Below are 22662 nucleotides of genomic sequence, written 5' to 3'. Positions count from 1 at the left end.
CGCTTATAGATGGGGAGAGTGGGAGCAGGGGCAGCTTGGGTTAAGGAAATTTATCTGTTAGAGCAGTCAGGGGAAACAGGAGAGAGAAAAAAGCTTAACCCAAGCGTATTGGGAGCAGGGGGAGAATAATAACTCTTGTACAGACGCGATTAATCGCGTCTCTACTTCTAACTCTTAACTTAAAGCTGCAACCCTGGTGCTTCTGCCAAAATCGGATTAATTTCAAACCAAGACCCCTGAGTGTCTCGGTACTCATAGACGAACCGACTGTGTACCAAAACTCGGTATCCATCATCGCCGCTTACCCATTTCCGCTGTTGTACTTGGCGCAACAAATTCCACTCATCATCTGTGATTGCTAAGGTCATTTGATTGCAGTAGGCTCTAATTACAGTTTCTAACCCCGCACGCGATAAAGGTAGTTTTCTTTCCTTTTTGATCCAATCGTTAAGCAGTCTGAGTAATTCGCGGACATGACCGCCACTAATGCGGCAGAGTCTTTCTAGTGTTTCTGGAGTATCAAAAATCTCTGTAATCCAGCCGAGGCGCTCCTCTGGCTGATTATCAGGATAAGCTCTTGCTAGTATCATTTGTGCCAATAGTGCCAGACCTTCAGCGCATTCACTGCCATCGCGTAATTGCACTGGTACCATAGGTAATACTTTTGGATAAACCATAAATCGCTGTGTTAACCTGCTCAAATCGTTGGAAAACATCAACTCTAAAGGCATGGTGTAAACTACGTGGCACTTGAGTTGAGTTAATTGTTCTCCCCGATCTACAAATAGATATTCCGGCTGTGGTCGTCCCCAAGACTTGTTAGCAGTCTCAACGCGATCAAGATTATCGACAATTACCACTAGTCCTTTTTTGCCGTGTTGCTTCAGTTTAACTATGGCAGGTTCGAGTAGTTCGTCATTAATTACATCTATAATGCCTTTTGTGCGCGGCCCTAAATATTCTCTTAACTTGTTGCGAAGTTCAGGGCTATTTTTGGCTTTGGCTGTAATTTTGCCAATGCCTAGCGCCACCACTGATACTCCTTCTTTCTCATTGGCTTTCAGCTCTCCAATACCTGGAATTTTCGCTTCGGCGGCAAACTTACCCTCAGTACTCGCAGAAACTTTACCAATGCCAGGAATTGATGCTTCGGCAGAAACTTCAACTTCTGTCATCAACAGTTTAGCGGCTCCTTGAAGTATTCTCTTCAGACCTTGGGGTTCAGGAATTTCCAGTTTTTCTAAGCTATCAAGACTTTCACTAACTCGGCGAGCTACGCTTAATAAAATATCACTGATATCAACATCACCCATTTCCATGTCTTGACTGGATTCAAAATATACTACATGAAAGTCTGATTGCTCTAATTCTGCTTTCAGCCTGAGCAATTCTGTAGATTTGCCGCAGCCGATGTGGCCTGTAAATAATTCGCAGGTAGGGCCTTCAGGTGAGAAAAATGTAATATTCTCCCTCAACTCCTCAATAATCCTGCCACCGCGCACTGAGGAAAAATCAATATAGTACTTTCGATCCTCGGCATTTTCTACAGCCAAAGTCTTGCTAGGGTTGCAAGCCTGATAAAACTTCTGTAAATCCAGTTTCATTAACTACGTCACAACAAAGCTTTTCTTTATTGTCAACACAAACTCTGTTACATATTCCGCAAAATTAAGTTATTTTTGGATAAAATATGAGTTTTTGACTATCTATCCTCTAACTTCCCAACATCTGCAAGTTATGTAAAGTGGCATAAAGCCCTCCTTGTTGCAGTAGTTGTTCATGACTTCCCTGTTCGATTAATTCGCCACGCTTGAGAACAAAAATCCGGTCTACATTGCGAATTGTAGACAAGCGGTGAGCAATAATAATAGCGGTACGTCTGAGCAAAAGCTGGTTTAATGCCTCTTGAACTGAAGCTTCTGTACCAACATCCAAACTAGCGGTAGCCTCATCTAGTACCAAAATTTGTGGATTGCGAATGGCAGCCCGTGCAAAGGCTAAAAGTTGCTTTTGACCACTAGAAATATTTGTGCCCCGTTCTCGAAGTTGAGTATCATAACCTTGGGGTAATTCTTCTATAAACTGGGCAATGTTGGTTTCTTCTGCTGCTTGTTGAATCTGTTCAATGGTGTAGCCATCTCCTAAAGAAATGTTGCTTTTAACATCGCCAGCAAACAAAAAGCCTTCTTGTAAAATTACTGCCATGTAACGCCGCAGTTCTGCTTGTGGTACTTCCCGAATGTCTACGCCATCTATGAGAATGCGTCCTTGAGTGGGTTCGTAGAGGCGGCACAAAAGACGGATAATCGAAGTTTTACCTGCACCAGTGGGGCCAACTAATGCAATTTTTTCACCAGGATGAATGGTGAAATCTAAGTCTTTAATTACGTAATCATCGTTTTTGTAAGCAAACCAGACGTGATCAAAACGAATCTCTCCCAGTTCTGGGGGAGAAGTGAGGTCTGGGGATTCTAGATTTGCCAGGATTTCGTCGATGTAGCCAAATTTTGCATCAAATATTGAGAAGCGGACATTGGCGCGATCGCGAATTTCTATCGGTTCATCTAATATATCGCCTACGCGTTCAATGGCAGTGAAACCAGCTTGAATTACTGTAAATTTTTCTGCAAAAGCCCTTAAAGGGTCAAATAATCGCTGGGCATACAATACAAATGTAGATAAAGTCCCGAAAGTCAAGTTTTTTTCCAACAGTAACCAACCACCGACGCACAAAACAGCTGCGATCGCAATCAGTCCAATCCATTCTAAGGTTGCTGAAACAAATGAATCATAAAAGATGGTTTTATCCATTTGCTGAGTGTAGTTGCTGTTCGTAGCACGAAATAATTCGGCATTAAATTTTTCTCTACGGAACAACTGCACGACGTTAATACCAAGCACATTTTCTTGTAGCTGTGAATTCAGGATCGAAAGTTCTTCTCGCCCTTTGTAATTGGCTTTGCGGTACTGTCTTTGAATGAAAATAATTACCCAGCTAGTTGGTAACAGCATCAATACCAGCAAGCAAGAAAGTTGCCACTGGATAGAAAACATTAAACTCAAAGTCACCAGCATTAAAAACAAATCGGATATAATGCCAACTGCCCCAGTAGAAAAGACATCGCCTAGCACTTCCACATCGCTGGTGATTCTGGTAATTAATTTACCTACGGGTGTGCGGTCAAAAAAGCGCACTGCTAGAGATGTTACATGCTGAAATAAGTCTTGGCGAATTGCTGCGGTGATTTGTTGCCCTAGCTTTTGGACTATATAACCTTGGAAACCTGTCAACATCAATTGGATTGCGATCGCAATTACCAGTAATCCCTCTAGGATATTCAGCCCTTGCGAGAAGGGACGATTCCTGAAAAATTCGTAAGTGCTTGGTTCGTTACGAATCAGGGAAATTACCTGGCCAATCAAGAAAGGTTGTACGGCATTAGCTAGTGCGATCGGTACGAGTAGGCACATCGACAGCGCCAGTAGCCGTCCGTTACGACGGGCATAAGGCACCAAACGCAAAAATAACCGCCAGTCATTTTCACGCCGACGATCTGGTGTATAAGATTTTTTGAGAGATTGGTAGATGCTCATAGTAAGAGCATTATATTAATGTTTGGAAAAAAACACGCTTGTTTAAAGTAGCGTTTATCTTCCTACTCTGATACCATGCCTGAGATAGAAACTGCAAGACTACTACTAAGACCCGATATTCCTCAAGATTTGGATGATTCCCTTCACATTTTGCAATCTTAAAACTATTAGTCCTCTACCCAGAAATGTTGCCATTGTTTAATTTAATTTGGCGGATCAAAACGATTCACAACCGCAGGCCACAGAATCATTGGCGAACCAACTGCTAAACATAAGGATTTTCAAGGGGTGGAAGCCTTCAGGGTGCGCTGACTGGGTTACAGCACAAGGGTTTGATTTATAATGCCGAGCAAGGTTATCAAATGGCATTGCCTTTACTGGGCTTGTGGTTGCGGCAACGGTTGAGTTGAAAATAGCGATGTAACAACAAGATTCCCGATTTATTTCAAAAGTTGGGAATCTGAGGGCGCACTGCTATGCGCCCCTACAGTATTTGTATTAATTGCTTCATAAATATTCCTATTAAGTATGGAAAACAGCATACTTATTTGTTTACGTCTTATATCTAAAGATAGAAGATCAAGGTTAAAATTTGGGAAACCTAAGAGGGGTTCATTCCCAAGAGATGTCCTACCTACTTATCGCAGAATGCAACTGAGGTCAGATGACGCAACCTTTAAATCAAGTCAAAGAATGGGAACAACGTCGTGACGAAGCAAACCGCTACTACCAACAGGGGAAATTTCAAGAATCTCTCGATCTTGCAACCAAAAATTTACACTTGGCTAGAGCAATTCCAGACCGAGCTAGAGAAGGTTATACATTAAACGACCTCGGTTTAGCTCACCTCAGTTGCTGGCAACCTCAAAAAGCATTAGAGCGCTTTCATCAGGCGCTTTCGGTTGCTATTGAAATTGGCAACACGCCAGCAGAGGCAACTGCACTTAGCAATCTGGGTTCTACCTACAGCCATCTTGGACGCTTTTCGCAAGCGTTGAAATATTTTGACAAAACACTGCCAATCTTTAGGCGATCGCAAGATACTCAAAGTGAAGTTTCTACTCTCAATGATGTAGCCCTAATTTATACCCGCTTAGGAGAACCAAAACGGGCACTGTTGCTACAACACCAAATTTTGAGGATGCGGCGATTGTTAGGTGACTTTTCTGGTGAAGCAACAACGCTCAATGGCATTGGATTTGCCTACAATGTCTTAGGCAAGTTTGAGCAAGCGCTAGAATTTTTTCAAGCAGCACTGCCAATTCAACGAGCTGTGAAGAATTTGCTTGCTGAAGCAACCACTTTGAATAATATTGCTTCTGTCTATCATGATTTAGGAAAATCCAAACAAGCACTATTGCTCTACAATCAAGTTCTTTTGACACGTCGAGCAATTAGCGATCGCTCTGGTGAAGCAACAACCCTTCACAACATTGGTTTTACCTACAGCACCCTGGCAGAGCATCGCCAAGCAATGAAGTTCTACAAGCAAGCCATTGTGATTTATCAAGAACTGGGCGATAATCTCGGAGAAATTTCAACTTTGTTAAATATGGGAAGCGTTTACGCCACCACGAAACGCAAAAAAATGGCGCGATCGTGCTACCAAAATGCCCAAGAGTTAGCAGAGCAAATTGAATATCAGCCACTTTTAGAAAAAGTACATCAGTTCATAGATTCTCTGTAGCGTCCAGTTCCCCTTCTCCCAATATGGGAGAAGGGGTTAGGGGATGAGGGCAACCCTACTAGTGAAATTAAATATGCGTTATCCAGAAGCTTTGTAGAGACGTAGCAAGTGCTACGTCTCTAGATTCTTTTTTACCCTAGCTACAATACCAAAGTTGTAGCTAGAACAAGGACATCTATGAAAGCTTACGAAATTCAAAGCAACGCCGGGATTGATGCCCTGGCATTAGTCGATCGCCCTGAACCAAAACCCGCACCTGGACAAGTTCTGATTCAAGTCAAGGCAACATCCTTAAATTATCGGGATCTGCTGGTTATTGAAGGAGCTTACGGTGCTGGACAGAAATATCCGTTAATTCCCATGTCTGACGGTGCGGGAGAAGTTGTGGCAGTGGGGGAAGGTGTGACACGGGTAAAAATAGGCGATCGCGTCGCTGGTATTTTCTTCCAAGACTGGATTTATGCCTCTTTAACCAAAGAGAAAATGAAATCCGATCTCGGAGGCGGTATCGATGGAATGCTAGCTAAGTATGTCTTATTACACCAAGATGGTTTAGTGATATTACCTGATTACCTATCCTACATTGAAGGCGCAACTTTACCCTGTGCAGCAGTCACAGCTTGGCACGGACTTGTAACAAAAGGCAATATTGGTGCAGGTGATAGTGTTTTATTACTCGGTACTGGAGGAGTTTCAATTTTTGCTCTCCAGTTTGCCAAGATACATGGTGCGAGAGCGATTATTACTTCTAGCAGTGATGAGAAATTGGCACGAGCCAAACAGCTTGGTGCTGACGAAACAATCAACTACAAAACAACACCAGATTGGGAAAAGCAAGTTTATCAATTAACCAATCACACGGGTGTAGATCATCTAATTGAGGTAGGGGGTGCAGGGACTCTGCCAAAATCGCTACAAGCAGTCCGCATTGGAGGACGTATTAATTTGATTGGCGTATTATCTGGCAGAGGAGATGAAATTGACCCCATGCCAATACTTTTTAAGAGTTTAACAGTTCAGGGAATTTATGTTGGCAGTAGAGAAATGTTTGAGGCGATGAATCAGGCGATGCAACAGCATCAAATCAAACCAATTATTGATCGAGTTTTTCCCTTTACTGAAGCGCGGGAGGCTTATCATTACCTTAAAAGTGCGGCTCACTTTGGTAAAGTCGTAATTCGTAATTCGTAATTTTAAAGAGTTTAATTTTATGTTTCAAGTGAGGTTTAAACCCCACTTGAAACATACTTATGAATTACGTTTAAACAGCAGCGAGAGTAGGCGCAGCGAATTTAGCATATCGCTCGATGTAGAATTCTTTAGAGTGAGCGATCGCTTTCACAGATTCACGCTCTTTCAAAGCATGTTTCCATTGGCGTAGACGGGTAAATTGCTCTGGTATTCCAAAACCGCGATACTGCTTGAGTGCAGCCCAGCGCTCAAACCAAGGGAAGTAAGTGAAATCAACCAAACTGATAGATTCACCAAACCAGTAAGGGCCTTCTCCAGATAGCTTTGCTAAACCTTCATTTTCAATGAATTCTAGGTGTTTATATAGTTCCTGTTTAGCTTCTTCTTGTTTTTCGGGATCTGAACTCCGCAGCAGGGTAGAAAAAGCAGGAACAAACCTAGTGTTAGCAAAATCGATCCAGATGCGAGCCTGTGCCCTATCAATGGGGTTGCTAGGTAACAGTGGTGGATTGGGAAATACCTCATCAAGATATTCGTTAATTACCGCTGACTCCCAAACTCGGTTATCGCCATGAGTTAGTGCAGGTACTTTCCCATAGGGGGAAACTTTGGTAAACCCTTCCGGCTTATTTTGCAAATCAATCTCAATCAAATCGAAGTCGATGCCTTTCTCTTGGAGTACCAAGCGGGTACGGTGAGCATAAGGACAAACAACTGCACTGTATACTTTAATTTCAGCCATGTTTAAGTTCCTTGGTAAATAGGACTTGTTAATCGGCATTGGGAATTGAATTTTCATCCAAAATCCCAAATCTTAAATTGTTAGTGTCACAAAATTTTTTTGAAGCGAATGTAGCGTGAAAAATTCTTGACACTAACCAAACTTTTAATAATCAGAAGTTCGTAGTAAGTACTAAAATGCTTAGAAAATAAGGACTAAAGTCCTGACTACAAACTTGCTTACTCATCAATTTAAACTTGACAGACTACTAAAGCCAGGGTATTTCTTCAGGTGCATAACGGAAGGCGCGGAAGACTGTATTTTGCTCTCCACGAGTTACCGGCGACTTCTCACCTGGAATATTCCGAGATGCAAAGTGGGGATTGATGTATTCCCAAACAATTTCCCCTGTAGCTGTCACCTCGAATATTCGACCATAAGCACCTTCTGTAATTAAGGTATTGCCATTGGCCAAACGTTGCGCTCCTGATATATAAGAACTGAAGAAATTTTGGGGCGGATTGTCGGTGTATTCCCAGACTATCTCTTTGGTTTGACGGTTCACCTCAATCACACGGGAAAAATTGAGAGCAATGTTACGACGATGTGCGCCATTGTCAAAAATCAAGATATTACCGTTAGCTAATTCGTTCGGGAAGTGCTGCTGTGCTAGCACGTCATCACCCAGCGTCCAGATGATTTCTCCAGTTTTGCGATCAACAATGACAACTGTGGAGATATTACGAAAGCTCACTATAATGTTGCCATCAGCGAGTTCACCCACAGTATTCCCATGAGTCCATTCATGTCGATGATCCTGGGGTGTAATCGTAAATATATCTGGATCGAGGTGTTCGTGGGCGTGCCAAGTCCAAACGATTTCACCTGCTGGAGTCACTTCATAAAGCACATCCGCATAGATATCACCATCTGGTTCTGTACCTGCTACACCACCTTTGATTCGAGGAACCAAAGACTGAGGTATCTTTTCAATGGCGAGTAGAATTGTGTTGCCATTAGCTAATCTGCGTCCATCATGATGATGATCTGGATGCTTATATTCCCAGATAATATTTCCCTTGGGATCTGCTTCTAAAACAACGCCACTTTTGAATGCAGCCCATAAAGCAAAACGTAGTGGTTCTTCTGGTGGAGTCTTTCCATTATAAAAAAGGTTGCCATTGGGCAAGAGATAACCGTATAACCCTGGTGGATAAGGCAGATTCCATTGGTGTACTACTTCTCCTTCCAAGTTCAGAAGGTAGACTTCACCTTGACCTGTCAGGGGTGTAAAAAGTGTATATCCTTTGAATACTTTTTCGGGATTGTAAGCCTTTAAACCAGTACCCCGACGACGAATAGTATTTTGGTCAACTGATGTTACTGTAAAAGTCATATTTACCTACTAAATATCTAGTTTTTAATCTAAGAACTGGGAGAGAGTGCATCGTGCATCTCTACTTCTATCTAATAATGAGAGCCAGAGGCTCTAGGGAGGCGTTACCAGGCTGGAGCCTGGTAACGAGGCGAACTGTCTTTAATGCGTGAATTTTGAATACTTCGACAAGCTCAGTACAAGTTTTGAATTTTTAATTGTTTATGGTGCTGGGTTTGGCGACTGAGCATGAACTATATCCAACTCTTCCAAAATGTCTTTGTCGAGAAATACATCAACGCTTTCCAAATTCTCTTTGAGTTGTTTCAGTGTGGTAGCACCAATAATTGTGCTAGGCACAAACCAACGACTCCGCACAAATGCCAAAGCTAGATGTGCTGGAGTGAGTTGATAGCGCTTGGCAATTTCCACATAAGCTGCTACTGCTTGACTTACTTTTGGTTTCAAATAGCGCTGACCAAAATTTTCAAATAAAGTGACTCTTGCTTTCTCTGGTTTGCCGTTTAGGTATTTGCCAGTCAAGAAGCCAAATGCCAAAGGACTATAAGCTAGTAACCCAATTTCTTCGTGATAAACTGCTTCTGCTAAGGCTCCGTCAAATACTCGATTCAGCAAGTTGTAAGCATTTTGAATCGAAACAACTTTGGGCAATCCTAACTGTTTAGCAGCGTTACTAAACTGGGCGACTCCCCAAGGTGTTTCGTTACTCAAACCGATATAGCGAATTTTCCCTGCCTTAATTACATCGGCAAAAACTGCTAGCTGTTCAGCGATGGGAACCGTTTTTTCCACCTGAGTCGGATCGAATACCGTTTGCCCAAACCGTGGCACGTAGCGATCGGGCCAGTGGATTTGGTACAGATCAATATAGTCTGTCTGTAATCTTTTCAGACTATCATCTACAGCTTGTTTGATATTATCACGGTCAATTGCTTTGGCTCCACCACGTACCCATTTAAAGCCTCGACCAGGACCCGCAATCTTAGTAGCTATAATAAGTTGATCTCTTTGTTGACGCTTTAACCATTCCCCAATATAAGTTTCAGTTAATCCATAAGTTTCGCCACTTGTTGGCACAGGGTACATCTCAGCCGCATCAATAAAGTTGACTCCTTGGGCTATAGAATAATCTAGCTGTTCATGGGCTTCTTCGATGGTATTTTGCTGTCCATAGGTCATGGTGCCCAGACAAATTTCAGAAACTTTTAAGTCACTCTTGCCAAGTTGGTTATACTTCATAATTTTTGTATTGCTGCTCAGTTGATTTAAAAGTGATATTTTTGTTGGATATTTTGCCTTTTTCTCAGGACGCTATTTTTAAGTACATTAGCTCCAAACAATATTTAAGTTGGCAATAAACCAATATAATTTTTTCACAAAATTAATATTACGCATATACTACTAAAAACCGATAGATAAAACGTATTAAATGGATATGGTTGTTTATTATTGCATAGATGAACCAGATAAGTAAGTTAGTTGGGAGTAAGAAAAAATCTTAAATTGTAGTAGAAAATACTTGCTTTTATTGAGTTTTTGTGACATGGACTGTTTTAGCCGGAGTTTATACTACGTTTTAGCAGTAGATTTACCGTAGTATATCAAAACCTCTTAAGATTTTTCTATAATTAAATCTTAACAAATGTTCATATTGAGCGATTTATTCCTAAGTAGCTGGTGTTTATAGTATTAAAAAATACTACTTTTAGTTAGGAAAGTTTACAATAGCTAGTAGCAATAACAAAGACTTAGGGTTTTAAAAATTTGCATAACCAGGAATTTTTGCTGCGATCGCTGACAATGATACTCATATCTACAGCAATCTGATTTCAGTAACAAGTAAATATAATTATACTGAGAATTTAAAATATTTGCTGAGATGATTATGACATTTTTGATGCATTCAATTGCAGTTACAAAGCGACATATTAATAATTTATCCGGCGTTGCTGAATTTAGATATGAAATGCAAAAATCAGGTATTTTCAACTCTTATTCTCTGTGTTTGTGCGCCTCAGCGTGAGACAAATTCGTATTCTTAATCAGCAATGCCCTTTATTTTGCATTAAATGATTTAGTTATGTTATATTTATAAATAGGAGTATAAAAAACTCTTATTACAACTTTTTTAGGGATTACACCTTTTGATATTAGGATTAGATTCTTGATTTTTCTCCTTATGCCTGGAGTTGCCTTTTCTAGAGATGGCTACATTCAGGATAATTCTAATGTCATTAGACAAAAATGCTCTTGAGCAACCAATAAATAAGTTGTTTGCAGCTCTGCCAGCCAGTGATTATCAGCGTCTTGTTCCCCACCTGAAGCTGGTTCCGCTATTAAATCGGCAAGTCCTTTACCATACAGACGAACCGATTACACAGGTCTATTTTCCTAATAAGGCAGTGGTTTCTATAGTTACCACTATGGAAGATGGCTCGACAGTGGAAGTTGGTTTAGTGAGCAATAAAGGTATGGTGGGTATGCCCGTAATTTTAGGAGACACCACCACAATCACAAATGCTGTTGTGCAAATTCCAGACACTGCCATGCAAATAGATGCAGATATACTCAATAGCGAGTTTAAGCGGGGTACATCGCTTAAAAGCGTTATGCTGCACTATGTCCAAGGTGTATACACTCAAATAGTGCAAGAATCTGCCTGCAACCGTTTTCATCAGCTAGAGGAGCGGCTGGCTCGTTGGCTGCTGACAGTTTCTGACCGTCTGGAATCAAAGGAATTTCCGCTTACCTAAGAATTTATCTCACAGATGCTGAGTGTAGATAGCGCTGGTGTCAGTGAAACAGCTAGCACCCTGAGCCAAGCTGGAATCATCGCCTACCACTGTGGTCAGATTAAGATCCTAAATCGAGAGGCTTTAGAAAAAACCTCCTGTGAATGTTATCAGATTCTAGAAGATGAATTTGTTCGTTTATTGGCCAATAAGCTCAATAAACGGCGAAAATAATTTTTTTTAAGCTTCTGTGTACGCAAGCGCACAGACTTAAACAGATGTGTTCATTTAAGCTTTTGTAGATTGTTCCTATGTTTCTTTAGCGAATACACCTTTTGACATTAGGATTTGATCCTTAAATTTTTTCCTTGTGCCCTGAGTTGGCTTTTCTAAAGTCACCTACCTTAAGGAGAGTGGCTTTTAATGTCATTAGATGAAAATATTTTTCAGCAACCATCAAATAAGCTGCTCGCAGCTTTGCCAGCTAGTGAGTATCAGCGTCTTGTCCCGCATCTAAAGCTAGTTTCACTCGAAGTTCCGCAAATCCTTCACGAAGCAGGCGAACCAATCACACAAGTATATTTTCCTGACAAGTCAATGATTTCTGTAGTTACGACTATGGAAGATGGCTCAACGGCGGAAGTTGGGATAGTAAGCAGTGAAGGCATGACTGGTATCCCGGTAATTTTAGGAAACAGGATCACAACCACAACATCATTTGTGAAGATTTCGGGCGCTGCTATGCAGATGAATGCAGATGTACTTAGAGCCGAGTTCAATCGGGGCGAAGCGCTTCAAAGCCTGCTGCTGTCCTACATACAAGCTATATACTCTGAATTGACGCAAGCAGCTGCCTGCAACCGTCTGCATACACTGGACGAACGGCTGGCTCGCTGGTTACTGACAGTCTCTGATCGTGTGGAATCAGAAGATTTTGACCTCACGCAAGAATTTATCTCCCAGATGCTAGGTGTACGTCGTTCCGGCGTAACAGTAGCGGCTAGCAGCCTCAGCCAAGCCGGAATGATCAGTTACAAACGTGGTCATATTAGCATCCTCAACAGAGAAGATTTGTCAGCAACTTCCTGCGAGTGTTATCGAGTCATACAAAATTTTTGAGTTATGTGTGCGAAACCGAACAGACTTGCAAAAGTAACTTGATTTAAAGTATTTTGAGCAAATTTATTTTTTAATGTTCAGTGAGGGAAAAGACTCTTAAGCCGCAAGTAAATAGGTTAGTTGCGGCTTTGCCAACTAGTGATTATCAGCGTCTTGTTCCGCACCTGAAGTTGATTTCGCTTCCGACTCGGCAAGTCATTTACGAACCAAAAGAACCGATCGCACACGTCTATTTTCCCCTAAATGGAGTAGTTTCTTTAGTCGCTAGTATGGATGATGGCTCGATGATGGAAGTTGGGATAGTGAGCAATGAAGGCATGATCGGTATCCCAATAATTTTAGGAGGCAACACAACAACCACAAAAGCGTTTGTACAGGTTTCGGGTGCTGCTATGCAGATGGATGTAGATGTACTAAAAACCGAGTTCAATCAGGGTGGAGCTATTCAAAACCTGCTGCTGCGCTATGTACAAGCTGTATACACTGAATTGGCGCAAGGATGTGCTTGCAACCGTTTTCATACCGTAGAGCAGCGGCTGGCTCGTTGGCTACTGACAGTCTCTGACCGCTTGCAATCAGAGGATTTTCTGCTCACGCAAGAATTTATCGCCCAGATGCTAGGTGTACGGCGCTCCGGTGTGACAGTGGCAGCTAATAACTTGAGCAAAACCGGAATAATTCGCTACCAGCGTGGTCATATTAGCATCCTCGACCGAGAGAAATTGTTAGCAACTTCCTGTGAGTGTTATCGGGTGATCCAAAACGAATTTGCTCGGTTGCTGGGGAATTAGCCAAGGTGCGTAGGCGTAGCCCGTCGTAGACATCGCCAATGAATCATTTGAAATTACTATGTCGGAAACCGGACAGACACTTGCCAGTTAGTTCCTTTAAGATTTAGTAAAGTATGGATCAAGTAGCATTGATAAATATAAAACTCATATCTGAAACCGAGAGAATTTGTCAGCAACTTCCTGCGAGTGTTATCGAGTCATCCAAAACGAATTTACTCGGTTGCCGGGGAATTAGCTAAGGTGCGTAGGCGTAGCCCGTCGTAGACATCGCCAATAAATTAATTATTTAATCATTGTTAAGTTACTATGTCCGAAACCGGACAAACACTTGCTAATAAGTTTCTTTAAGATTTAGTAAAGTATGCATCAAATAGTATTTACAAATACGTGCCTTTTAATGTGATTACTACTTCAAGTCTTTGAGCTAAATAGTGGTGAGAATAATGTCTAATCAATTGATATCTTTTCAAGGTCTGCGATTGCTCATTGTTGATGACGATACTGATACGAGAATATTACTTACCTTCCTCTTTGAATTAGAGGGAGCAGAGGTGATTGCAGCGGCTTCAGCAGATGAGGCTCTAAAAATAATGTCATCTTTTAAACCAGATATCCTAATTAGTGACATTTGCTTACCCGATGAAGATGGCTGCTCACTACTCTTGAAAATCAAAAATTTGGAAGCAAAGCGAGGTAGAAAGATTCCAGCGATTGCTCTAACGGCATCTACTTTCGAGGGCGATCGTAAACGTGCATTATTAGCAGGTTATGATATCAATGCAAGCCGATAGACTTAGACGAGTTAACTTCTATGGTTGCTACTTTAACTAGAACCGAACAATACGTTTGATATATTTGGATGCAACAAGGGACAAGCCAGTAAGTAAGAAAGCTTTAACTAAATTTTATTTATTTTCAAAATGCGATGTCTACGACGGGTTAGCTCGTCGTAGACATCGCATTTTTTCAGGAATCTTTTAACTAATTTTATTTTTTATTAATTTCGCTATCAATAAAAAACTTTGAAAACACAGTGATATAAAATATACTAAGAATAAATACAGAGAACAACCAAGTGATTCTCTGCAAGTACTTATTTTTTCATATCAAGGAGTGCATTATGGAATATCTTGCATATTCTCACATGTTTATTGCTCAAGAAGAGGCATCTGGAAACACTAAGTATCATCTTCCTCAACCTCAATTCAATTGGAAAAAACTGCTTAAATCTTCGGCTTGGTTAGCGTTGGCTGGTGTGGGTGTATTATTTGCTGCTGTAACCCAAATTCAAATGAGTTCGGCTGCCTATGTAAAGACTAACGGCAATTGTTTACGTGTCCGTTCCGGCCCAAGCACCAACTACTCTTATGTAGACTGTGTACCAAATGGCGCAACACTTCCAGCAATTGAAAGATATGAAAACGGTTTTGCCAGACTTTCTACAGGTAGATACGTTTTTGCCCGATGGATTGGTGATAGACCTAGCAATCGTCCTGTGACTAGACCAGGTGGTGTTGGCGGTTCGGTGATTCTTACCCCTGGTTCAAAAGGTCTGCTCGTCAGAGACCTGCAAACAGTTTTAGGTAATCTCAGAGTTGATGGAATTTACGGTCAAGAAACTGTTAGCCGAGTCCGAAGCTTTCAGGCAAGTAAAGGTCTACTTGTAGATGGTGTTGTAGGCCCCGAAACTAGAGCAGCTCTGGGTATTTAGCCAGAAGCCACCCTTGGAAAATCTTGTGGTTCGCTAAAAGCTAGTACTTTGTCTAAGCTAGTGCAAGAGGGTTTGTAGTAAGCACTTTAGTCCTTACTACGAACTTTCTTACCCATAAATGTAATTTTGTACAATCTGCAAAATGCGCTCTGCTGCATGACCATCCCCAAAGGGATTGATTGCGTTTGCCATCGCTTCATAAGCATCTGAGTCACTGAGTAACTCAGCAGCGGCTGCAAAAATGTTCTCAGTCGTAGTGCCGACAAGTTTGGCTGTACCAGCTACAACAGCCTCTGGTCTTTCGGTGGTGTCTCTCAAAACTAGTACTGGTTTTCCCAAGCTGGGGGCTTCTTCTTGTAAGCCACCAGAGTCAGTGAGCAAAAGATGCGATCGCCCAATTGCTCCCACCAATTCGCCATAATCTAGAGGATCTGTCAAGAAAATTCGGGGATGATTCCCTAAAAGTTCCTGCAACGGGACTCGCACGGTCGGATTGCGGTGTAATGGTAAGAGCATTGCTGTATCAGGAAACTTGTCTAAGATTTGCAAAAACGCCTGAGCGATCGCTAACAGAGGTTCTCCCCAATTTTCCCGACGATGAACTGTTGCTAACATAACCCGATATGATTCCCAGTTTAAGCCTGGGACATTACAAACTACTTGGGTTGCAGCAACATTCAATAATGCATCAATTACCGTGTTACCCGTCATGTGAATTTCACCCAAAACACCAGAACGATGCAAATTCTCCACAGCCCAAGGAGTCGGCGCAAAGTGCAATTGAGTAATTTGAGAAATCAATCGGCGATTAGCTTCTTCTGGGTAAGGATTGAAGATATCATCAGTTCTTAACCCTGCTTCTACATGACCAATAGGAATTTTTTGATAAAAAGCTGCTAAAGCTGCGGCAAAAGCAGTGGTAGTATCTCCCTGCACGATTACGAAATCTGGCTTTTCCGCTTTAAATAATGCTTCTAACCCTTGTAAACTACGGCAAGTAATATCATTTAGAGATTGCTGAACCTGCATAATTTCCAAGTTATAATCCGACTTGATATTAAACAGTTGCATAACTTGCTCAACCATCTCCCGATGCTGTCCAGTTAGAATTACTTGCAACTTAAATTTTGAAGACTTTTGGAAAACCTGAATTACTGGAGCAAGTTTAATCGCTTCTGGGCGAGTACCTAAGATAATGCAAACGCGTTTTTGATTAGTCATTAGTCATCTGTAATTTGCCATCTATAGTTAATGGTCTATAGTCAATGGTCTATGGTCAATAGTCAGCGGTCAATCCTCATATAAACCATAAATATTAATGGACAAATCACACAAGATATAAAAAAACCCGGCTTAACCGAGCAAATGCATTGTTTGTCTAATTAATCTGTAATGACTATTTAAAAGTTCAAATTATAAAAACCATGAAAAAACCCGGCTTAACCGGGCAGACGCACTGTTTGTCTAATTAACCTGTAATAACTATTTAATCTCACAAGTTAGAGGGCAAGCAGCGTAAACAGTAGCCTGCATTTGGTCTGCCTCTCCATGTAGCCAGCTTAACCATTTAACTTCACTAGGATGAACTCCCTTAACAGTTAGCACACCCGCAGCCAATACAACTGCCATGACATTAAACATTATTAGAGCGCCCGCTACAAGCAAAACCGCACTAACAGGCATCACAGATTGCAAGATAATCGACAACAGACATCCGACCGTAGCCATCAAGACAACTAGTGGAAAACCCACAACCAACAAACATACTGCTAATGTAAAAGTCCATATTAAAAAGCTTTTAATCATCAACAAGGAGTAGGTCTTTCCTTGATTAGAGCTTTGAGCAGAAACCATGACTTTTCCTCCTAAAATACACAACAAATTTTAATTTCAGTCATATCTCACTTTTTGCGAGTAAACTGAATTGTTTCAGTGAAATTCAGTATATAAAAACTAATTGGAAAAATGAGCATTTGTTTACTAAACTTTACAGTTAATTTTTTGTAATTATGGATATAAAGTCAACTTTCTATCTATTAAAAAAACCTATTCACTGCATCTACCTTTAGGTATATAACCTAAAAGGTATGGGCTTTTAACCTTGATCCCCACGATATCGCTCCTATTCAACTTAACATTTCTTATAAAAATTAGTAGTCTTTCTCATAATTCCTAGACAGGCTGGATAAATGATCTGCTAGTATTTGTGCTGTTAATTGCTGGCAATTCGTGTCTATGTCTGGGATAAATTTCTCATCTAAGTCATGAGAATATTTACTTTAGAAATAAAAGCATTAAAAAATACTTATTTATCTGTGCGTATTTACTGAGGTCTTTTTAGTCCTTACGTGTGTTAAACCAGTTTAGATAGGTTAAATAATCTATCTAAATATTCTGAGTAGTGAAATATTAGGAAATAAAAGATACCAATTGAGATGGATGAAATAGATTGATCGTGGTTCTAGAGTTTCAATCGCCTTCTATCATCGCTAAGGCTTGCAGACAAGCATTCTCCAAAAGTCATCAAAGCAAGTGACTTTACTTCTCGTTAATCCAACTTTTTAACTGCCAAATGTGAAGATATATGACAGAATCACAGTCTCCCTTAAATTCTAACTCTGCTGGCGGACGTAATCTACCATCAATGCCGCCGCCACCACCGCCAATCCCAACCTTTAGTACGCAGCGGCAGATGACACAAACACTCGATATGTCAATCGATAGGGGTACTAATTTGCCTGTTGCAGGTCATCGTCCAGGTAGTCCACCGCCAATACCTAATTCAGTTCGGCCTCAAAACAGCAGATCAGAACTCACTTTAGAGAAGTTAATTAGAGAAGCTTACGATCAAGGATATTCTGACTTGCACTTGGGTGTGGGTGAACCACCCCGCTTCCGCAGCCGGGGAGAAATTCAATCAGGGGATTATCCAGAAACGGATAAAGAAACTTTTATGAGTTGGTTGCGGGAGGTGATGAGTGAGGGAGAAATTCAGCGCTTTGAAGAATCCTTAGAATTTGACGGAGCAACTCAATACGAATTTGCTCGTGTGCGGATTAATGTTTTTGGCTCCCTTAAAGGGCCTGCAATGGTGTTGCGGTTGATTCCGCTAAAAATCTTAACTATGGAACAGTTGAAATTACCTCCAATTTTTCGGGATATTTGTCATCACCATAAAGGTTTAATTTTGGTGACGGGGCCCACTGGTTCTGGTAAGTCCACCACAATGGCAGCGATGATTGACTACATCAATAAGGAGATGGCCAAACATATCATCACCATTGAAGACCCGATAGAATTTGTCCATCAAAGCCGCAAGTCTTTAGTCAAACAGCGGGAAGTGGGAATGCATACCCGGAAATTTGACAACGCTTTGAAAGCAGCTTTGCGGGAAGACCCAGATTTGATTCTGGTTGGGGAAATGCGGGACAAGGAAACCGTTAACACCGCCCTAAAAGCTGCTCAGACTGGTCACTTAGTCATGGGAACCTTGCATACCAATAGTGCGGTCAAAACCATTGAACGGATTCTCAACCTCTATTCTGGTGATGAACAGGATGCAATGCGGGTGGCGATTTCTGAGTCTTTAGTGGCAGTAATTGCTCAAGGTTTGTGTCGCACAACTGACGGTAAACGGGCTGCTTTCCACGATGTGCTGATCAATACTGAGGCGATTAAGGAATGGATCAAAGACGGAAAGTATGATGAAATTGGCGAGCTGATGAAACAAGCTGGCTTTGACGGCATGATTACGATGAATCAGTCATTGCTGAATCTCTATCAAGACGGACGAATCACTGAAGAAACTGCTTTGGAAATGTCACCAACTCCTAACGAAATGGCACAATTTCTCCGAGGTCGAGTTTAACGATTGAGCATTGGGCATTGGGGATTAGTTATTTTTTCCCTGCTCCTCTGCCCCCTCTGCTCCCTCATCTTCCAATACCCAATCCCAAATATCTTTGCGATCCTGGTTGAGGTTATAGCTAAGGTAAAAGGTAAAAGAGAGAATTTTTACTTTTAGTTCCCTAACCTCTATGAATAACTTGACGACAAATAAACTATCTACACCCCAGCTGTTTAAAGGCATTGCGCTATTTACACCTGGAGGAGATTTAATTTACTGCATCGACCCTAGCAAGCAAGGTCGATGGCATTTGCATTTGTGCTCGGCTTTGCAAGAAATTCTAGATTTACCAGAGCCACCACACTTTTTAGTGCCTTGTTATACTGCAACTATTGACAATTGGTTAGATCCGCGCACTCAACAAGTGCGAACTTTTGCTGAAGCTTATCCGGCTGTAATTAGACACCAAACTTTGCTTAATGCTATTTTTGGCACAGGGGAACTAGTATGGCAAGCAGCTCCTTGGCAAGAGGGATTATGCGATCGCATGGTGTTAACAACCTATCGTTCGTCATTTGGGCAGCTTTGGGAGGATCACGATTTAATTGTCCGTCTAGACCTTTCTGAACCTGTGCCAAAATATCACCAACCAGTAATAGTACAAAAAAAAGAAGCCATTACCCAAGGCTATGTTCTCCGCTTGTTTGTTGCAGGACATAGCAGTTCTACTGAACGCATTCTGCAAAATTTACATGAATTGTTAGAGCGATCGCTCAAACACCCTTATACTCTGAAGGTGATTGATGTTTTAAGTCATCCAGAACAGGCAGAACTAAATCAGGTTTCTGCAACTCCTACCCTTGTCAAAGTTTGGCCTCACCCAATTCGGCGAATCGTCGGAGAGTTGGATCATGTAGAAAAGATTTTACAGATGTTAGCTGCTAAGGAAAAATTTTAAGTGTCATTTCATCAATCGATATTGTGCGCTCTCCGTTTTGAGCTAATGAGCCTTTGCTTAGATCCCATACTTTAATTGTTGTATTTGTCGCTACTACTTACAAGGGTATTGCCATCTCGATTAATAGCGACAGATAAAACCCAATCAGAATGTGCATCAATGGTGCGAAGCAATTCTCCTGTTTATAAATTCCAAACCCAAAATTTGATTATCAGGACTGATGGCAATACAGGCAATTGTATTTGTAGGGAACATCGGCTTATTAGAGCTTATTTCTTGCGATCGCACTCTAAAGTCACTCACAAACTCGCTAGTTTTGTCAACTCTCTTCGCCAATCTTCATCATGCCGTAGGACAATAATATGGTAACTGGTGCTGTGCTTGAGATTATCTCGATCAATTTGGTCTTGCTTGCGTTTTTCAGGGCTGTCATGAACTGAACCGTCGCAGAAAACAGCAATACCATCTTCCTTATAAAGAAAATCTGGCTTACAGTTCGCCTCTGGAATCAATTCCTGTACAGCATCGGGTAGTTTATATCCGCGTTGATAAATTTCGTCTAAAACTATTCGCTCAAATTGCGAATTTGAATCTGTTTGTTGCAGCAGTTGTTGATACTGTTGTAGAACGACAATCGGGATGACTGGATTCGAACCAGCGGCCCCTTCGTCCCGAACGAAGTGCGCTACCAAGCTGCGCCACATCCCGCCATAAAAATGGCATTGTAAATTAAGAATATCATAACCTGTGCAAAATAGCAGAATTACATCTACATCTATATATATACGATCGCTTCATCAAAGACTTTGCTTGCTAGGATTAAATTTGTATAACTCTAGTGGTAAAAGCGGATTGTGACTGTAAAACCAGACTGGTTGCGGGTGAAAGCACCTGGGCGTGAGCGCATCGGTAACGTTAAAGAAATTTTGCGGGATTTAGCCCTCAATACAGTTTGCGAGGAAGCGTCCTGTCCGAATATTGGTGAATGCTTCAACGCTGGGACTGCCACGTTTTTGATTATGGGGCCCGCTTGTACACGCGCTTGTCCCTACTGCGATATTGATTTTGAGAAAAAACCCAAACCACTAGACCCCACGGAACCTACACGACTGGCCCAAGCTGTTCGCCGCATGAATCTTAATCATGTAGTCATCACTTCTGTAAACCGAGATGACTTGCTTGATGGTGGTGCATCTCAGTTTATGGCGTGTATTGATGCGGTTCGCACTGTTTCACCCAACACCACAATTGAGGTGCTAATTCCTGACTTATGCGGTAATTGGAATGCTCTAGAGTCGATTCTACAAGCTGCGCCAGAGGTATTAAACCACAATACCGAAACTGTTCCACGACTATATCGCCGGGTACGTCCCCAAGGAAACTACGATCGCACATTAGAATTATTGCAACGCACTCGCCAAGTTTCTCCTAGCACATACACTAAATCCGGCATCATGGTTGGACTCGGTGAAACTGACGCAGAAATTCGTCAAGTCATCCAAGACTTGCGAACAGTGGATTGCGACATTTTGACCATTGGGCAATATCTCCAACCCAGTCAAAAACACTTGCAGGTAAACAAATTTGTCAATCCAGAACAATTTGCTGACTGGAAGGCATTCGGTGAAGAAATTGGATTTTTACAAGTTGTTTCTTCACCATTGACCAGAAGCTCATATCATGCGGAACAAGTCAGGGAATTGATGGAACGTTACCCACGCTCAAAAGTTAGGAGTTAGGAATTAGGAACTATGAGTGAGCAGATGTACTCCAACACAAAACTTTCTGTTGCAATTCTTGGTGCAGGTGCTTGGGGTGCATCTCTGGCAAATCTCGCCGCTGCAAATGGTCATCAGGTGCGCGTGTGGTCGCGTCAAGGTTCCCAAATCCAAGCAGTTTTAAAAGATGTCCAAATAGTCCTGTCTGCTATCTCAATGATTGGTGTGAGAGATGTTGCTTCCCAAGTTGAGTCTTTTCCCCTTTCTCCAAAGACAATTTTTGTGACGGCGACAAAAGGCTTAGATCCCCAAACCACCTGCACGCCTTCACAAATTTGGCAAACAATATTCCCTAACCATGCAGTGGTTGTTTTGTCTGGGCCTAATTTATCAAAAGAAATTCAAATGGAATTACCAGCAGCCACGGTGGTAGCTAGTAATATTCCCACGGCTGCGGAAGTAGTGCAGTTAGTATTTTCTTCTCATCGTTTCCGGGTATATACCAATCCCGACCCCTTGGGCGTGGAACTGGGGGGAACACTGAAAAATGTGATTGCGATCGCAGCTGGTGTGTGCGATGGTTTACAACTGGGAACCAATGCCAAAGCTGCTTTAGTCACCCGTGGACTTACAGAAATGGTTCGCATCGGCAACAACTGGGGCGCAAAGACAGAAACATTTTATGGTTTATCGGGTCTAGGAGATTTGTTAGCAACGTGCAACAGTCCCTTAAGTCGCAATTACCAAGTTGGCTACCAGCTAGCTGGTGGTAAGTCACTTACAGAAACTCTCGCAAATTTACAAGGAACTGCTGAAGGAGTGAATACTTGCCGGGTTTTGATGCAACGAGCCAAGCAACAAAACATTGCGGTCCCAATTACTGAGCAAGTTTATCGGTTACTTCAAGGCGAAATCACACCCGGACAAGCACTTGATGAACTGATGTTGCGAGATATCAAGCCAGAGTACAACTACTAGTTAGTAGTCTGTCAAGTCAACTATGCTGCGTAAATAAGTTTGTAGTAAAGACTTTAGTCCTTTTCTTAAGCACTGAAGTGCTTACTACATACCAGGCTTTCGGTAGCTTGATGGACTACTAGTAGTCTGTCAAATTGAAATTGGCAGGTTAAAGCTGACATACAAGAGGATGCGGGGACACGGAGAGAGGATTTGATAATTTATCCGCATCTTCTATCT

At 41.7% G+C, this 22662-nt stretch carries 21 protein-coding genes, 1 tRNA gene and 1 pseudogene; 13 read left to right on the top strand and 10 right to left on the bottom strand.

Annotated elements, in window-relative coordinates; translation table 11 throughout:
- Positions 1 to 179: 179 nt before the first annotated feature.
- On the bottom strand, positions 180 to 1604 hold the full coding sequence (locus V7K60_RS25585) for an ATP-binding protein (protein ID WP_334929572.1): 1425 nt from the start codon (positions 1602 to 1604) through the stop codon (positions 180 to 182).
- Positions 1605 to 1713: 109 nt separating this feature from the next.
- Entirely contained in the window at positions 1714 to 3594 is a 1881-nt protein-coding gene (locus V7K60_RS25580; RefSeq protein ID WP_334929571.1) for an ABC transporter ATP-binding protein, read from the bottom strand.
- Positions 3595 to 3869: 275 nt separating this feature from the next.
- Here V7K60_RS25580 and V7K60_RS25575 point away from each other — a divergent pair.
- From V7K60_RS25575 to V7K60_RS25565, 3 genes and pseudogenes are all read left to right on the top strand, one after another.
- A pseudogene (locus tag V7K60_RS25575) lies at positions 3870 to 4004 on the top strand (ATP-binding protein); the annotation flags it as partial.
- Between the two features lie 254 nt (positions 4005 to 4258).
- Positions 4259 to 5281 (top strand): tetratricopeptide repeat protein, encoded by a 1023-nt coding sequence (locus V7K60_RS25570; protein WP_334929570.1) that lies wholly within the window; start codon positions 4259 to 4261, stop codon positions 5279 to 5281.
- Between the two features lie 177 nt (positions 5282 to 5458).
- A complete protein-coding gene (locus V7K60_RS25565) occupies positions 5459 to 6472 on the top strand; it encodes a zinc-dependent alcohol dehydrogenase family protein (protein WP_334929569.1) in 1014 nt (337 codons plus the stop codon).
- 70 nt (positions 6473 to 6542) lie between these two features.
- On the opposite strand, the gene V7K60_RS25560 is transcribed toward V7K60_RS25565, so the two are convergent.
- The 3 genes from V7K60_RS25560 to V7K60_RS25550 form a co-directional block, all read right to left on the bottom strand.
- Positions 6543 to 7214 (bottom strand): glutathione S-transferase family protein, encoded by a 672-nt coding sequence (locus V7K60_RS25560; protein ID WP_334716295.1) that lies wholly within the window; start codon positions 7212 to 7214, stop codon positions 6543 to 6545.
- Positions 7215 to 7461: 247 nt separating this feature from the next.
- Positions 7462 to 8589 carry an aryl-sulfate sulfotransferase gene (locus V7K60_RS25555; RefSeq protein ID WP_334929566.1) on the bottom strand — a complete coding sequence of 376 codons (1128 nt, stop codon included), beginning with the start codon at positions 8587 to 8589 and terminating at the stop codon, positions 7462 to 7464.
- Positions 8590 to 8790: 201 nt separating this feature from the next.
- Positions 8791 to 9828: an NADP(H)-dependent aldo-keto reductase gene (locus tag V7K60_RS25550; RefSeq protein ID WP_334929564.1), complete on the bottom strand. Its 1038-nt coding sequence runs from the start codon at positions 9826 to 9828 to the stop codon at positions 8791 to 8793.
- A gap of 989 nt (positions 9829 to 10817) precedes the next feature.
- Here V7K60_RS25550 and V7K60_RS25545 point away from each other — a divergent pair.
- The 6 genes from V7K60_RS25545 to V7K60_RS25520 all read left to right on the top strand — a co-directional run bounded on the left by V7K60_RS25545 (position 10818) and on the right by V7K60_RS25520 (position 14942).
- Positions 10818 to 11342 carry a Crp/Fnr family transcriptional regulator gene (locus tag V7K60_RS25545; protein ID WP_334929562.1) on the top strand — a complete coding sequence of 175 codons (525 nt, stop codon included), beginning with the start codon at positions 10818 to 10820 and terminating at the stop codon, positions 11340 to 11342.
- Positions 11343 to 11357: 15 nt separating this feature from the next.
- Positions 11358 to 11555, top strand: a complete 198-nt coding sequence (locus tag V7K60_RS25540) for a hypothetical protein (RefSeq protein ID WP_334929560.1) — start codon at positions 11358 to 11360, stop codon at positions 11553 to 11555.
- 189 nt (positions 11556 to 11744) lie between these two features.
- Positions 11745 to 12440 (top strand): Crp/Fnr family transcriptional regulator, encoded by a 696-nt coding sequence (locus V7K60_RS25535; protein ID WP_334929558.1) that lies wholly within the window; start codon positions 11745 to 11747, stop codon positions 12438 to 12440.
- An 80-nt stretch (positions 12441 to 12520) separates the two neighbouring features.
- Entirely contained in the window at positions 12521 to 13231 is a 711-nt protein-coding gene (locus V7K60_RS25530; protein ID WP_334929556.1) for a Crp/Fnr family transcriptional regulator, read from the top strand.
- A gap of 443 nt (positions 13232 to 13674) precedes the next feature.
- Positions 13675 to 14022: a response regulator gene (locus tag V7K60_RS25525; RefSeq protein ID WP_334929554.1), complete on the top strand. Its 348-nt coding sequence runs from the start codon at positions 13675 to 13677 to the stop codon at positions 14020 to 14022.
- Positions 14023 to 14351: 329 nt separating this feature from the next.
- Positions 14352 to 14942: a peptidoglycan-binding protein gene (locus V7K60_RS25520; protein ID WP_334929552.1), complete on the top strand. Its 591-nt coding sequence runs from the start codon at positions 14352 to 14354 to the stop codon at positions 14940 to 14942.
- A 108-nt stretch (positions 14943 to 15050) separates the two neighbouring features.
- On the opposite strand, the gene wecB is transcribed toward V7K60_RS25520, so the two are convergent.
- Together wecB and V7K60_RS25510 are read right to left on the bottom strand one after the other, a co-directional pair.
- Positions 15051 to 16163: a non-hydrolyzing UDP-N-acetylglucosamine 2-epimerase gene (gene wecB / locus V7K60_RS25515; protein ID WP_334929550.1), complete on the bottom strand. Its 1113-nt coding sequence runs from the start codon at positions 16161 to 16163 to the stop codon at positions 15051 to 15053.
- A 261-nt stretch (positions 16164 to 16424) separates the two neighbouring features.
- The gene (locus V7K60_RS25510; protein WP_094349008.1) at positions 16425 to 16796 is read right to left on the bottom strand and encodes a hypothetical protein; all 372 of its coding nucleotides are present in this window, start codon (positions 16794 to 16796) and stop codon (positions 16425 to 16427) included.
- A gap of 730 nt (positions 16797 to 17526) precedes the next feature.
- Between V7K60_RS25510 and V7K60_RS25505 the strand changes: the two genes are divergently transcribed.
- Both V7K60_RS25505 and V7K60_RS25500 read left to right on the top strand, forming a co-directional pair.
- Positions 17527 to 18810, top strand: coding sequence for a type IV pilus twitching motility protein PilT (locus V7K60_RS25505; RefSeq protein ID WP_334929548.1), 1284 nt, complete (start codon positions 17527 to 17529; stop codon positions 18808 to 18810).
- Between the two features lie 169 nt (positions 18811 to 18979).
- Positions 18980 to 19747 carry a circadian clock KaiB family protein gene (locus V7K60_RS25500; protein ID WP_334929546.1) on the top strand — a complete coding sequence of 256 codons (768 nt, stop codon included), beginning with the start codon at positions 18980 to 18982 and terminating at the stop codon, positions 19745 to 19747.
- Between the two features lie 71 nt (positions 19748 to 19818).
- Here V7K60_RS25500 and V7K60_RS25495 read toward each other — a convergent pair whose 3' ends face one another.
- The 3 genes from V7K60_RS25495 to V7K60_RS25485 all read right to left on the bottom strand — a co-directional run bounded on the left by V7K60_RS25495 (position 19819) and on the right by V7K60_RS25485 (position 20455).
- Positions 19819 to 19920 (bottom strand): WD40 repeat domain-containing protein, encoded by a 102-nt coding sequence (locus tag V7K60_RS25495; protein WP_334929544.1) that lies wholly within the window; start codon positions 19918 to 19920, stop codon positions 19819 to 19821.
- A gap of 126 nt (positions 19921 to 20046) precedes the next feature.
- On the bottom strand, positions 20047 to 20259 hold the full coding sequence (locus V7K60_RS25490; RefSeq protein WP_334929542.1) for a hypothetical protein: 213 nt from the start codon (positions 20257 to 20259) through the stop codon (positions 20047 to 20049).
- Positions 20260 to 20381: 122 nt separating this feature from the next.
- Positions 20382 to 20455 (bottom strand) — tRNA-Pro (locus V7K60_RS25485).
- Between the two features lie 146 nt (positions 20456 to 20601).
- Between V7K60_RS25485 and lipA the strand changes: the two genes are divergently transcribed.
- Together lipA and V7K60_RS25475 are read left to right on the top strand one after the other, a co-directional pair.
- Positions 20602 to 21486, top strand: a complete 885-nt coding sequence (gene lipA / locus V7K60_RS25480) for a lipoyl synthase (RefSeq protein ID WP_334929540.1) — start codon at positions 20602 to 20604, stop codon at positions 21484 to 21486.
- A gap of 24 nt (positions 21487 to 21510) precedes the next feature.
- Positions 21511 to 22443 (top strand): NAD(P)H-dependent glycerol-3-phosphate dehydrogenase, encoded by a 933-nt coding sequence (locus tag V7K60_RS25475; protein WP_334929586.1) that lies wholly within the window; start codon positions 21511 to 21513, stop codon positions 22441 to 22443.
- Positions 22444 to 22662: the final 219 nt, after the last annotated feature.

Origin of the sequence: Nostoc sp. (assembly GCF_036917555.1) — a bacterium.
Lineage (GTDB): Bacteria > Cyanobacteriota > Cyanobacteriia > Cyanobacteriales > Nostocaceae > Nostoc.
The sequence above is the reverse complement of the archived record's forward strand: the minus strand, read 5'-3'. Positions and strand labels throughout refer to the sequence as shown.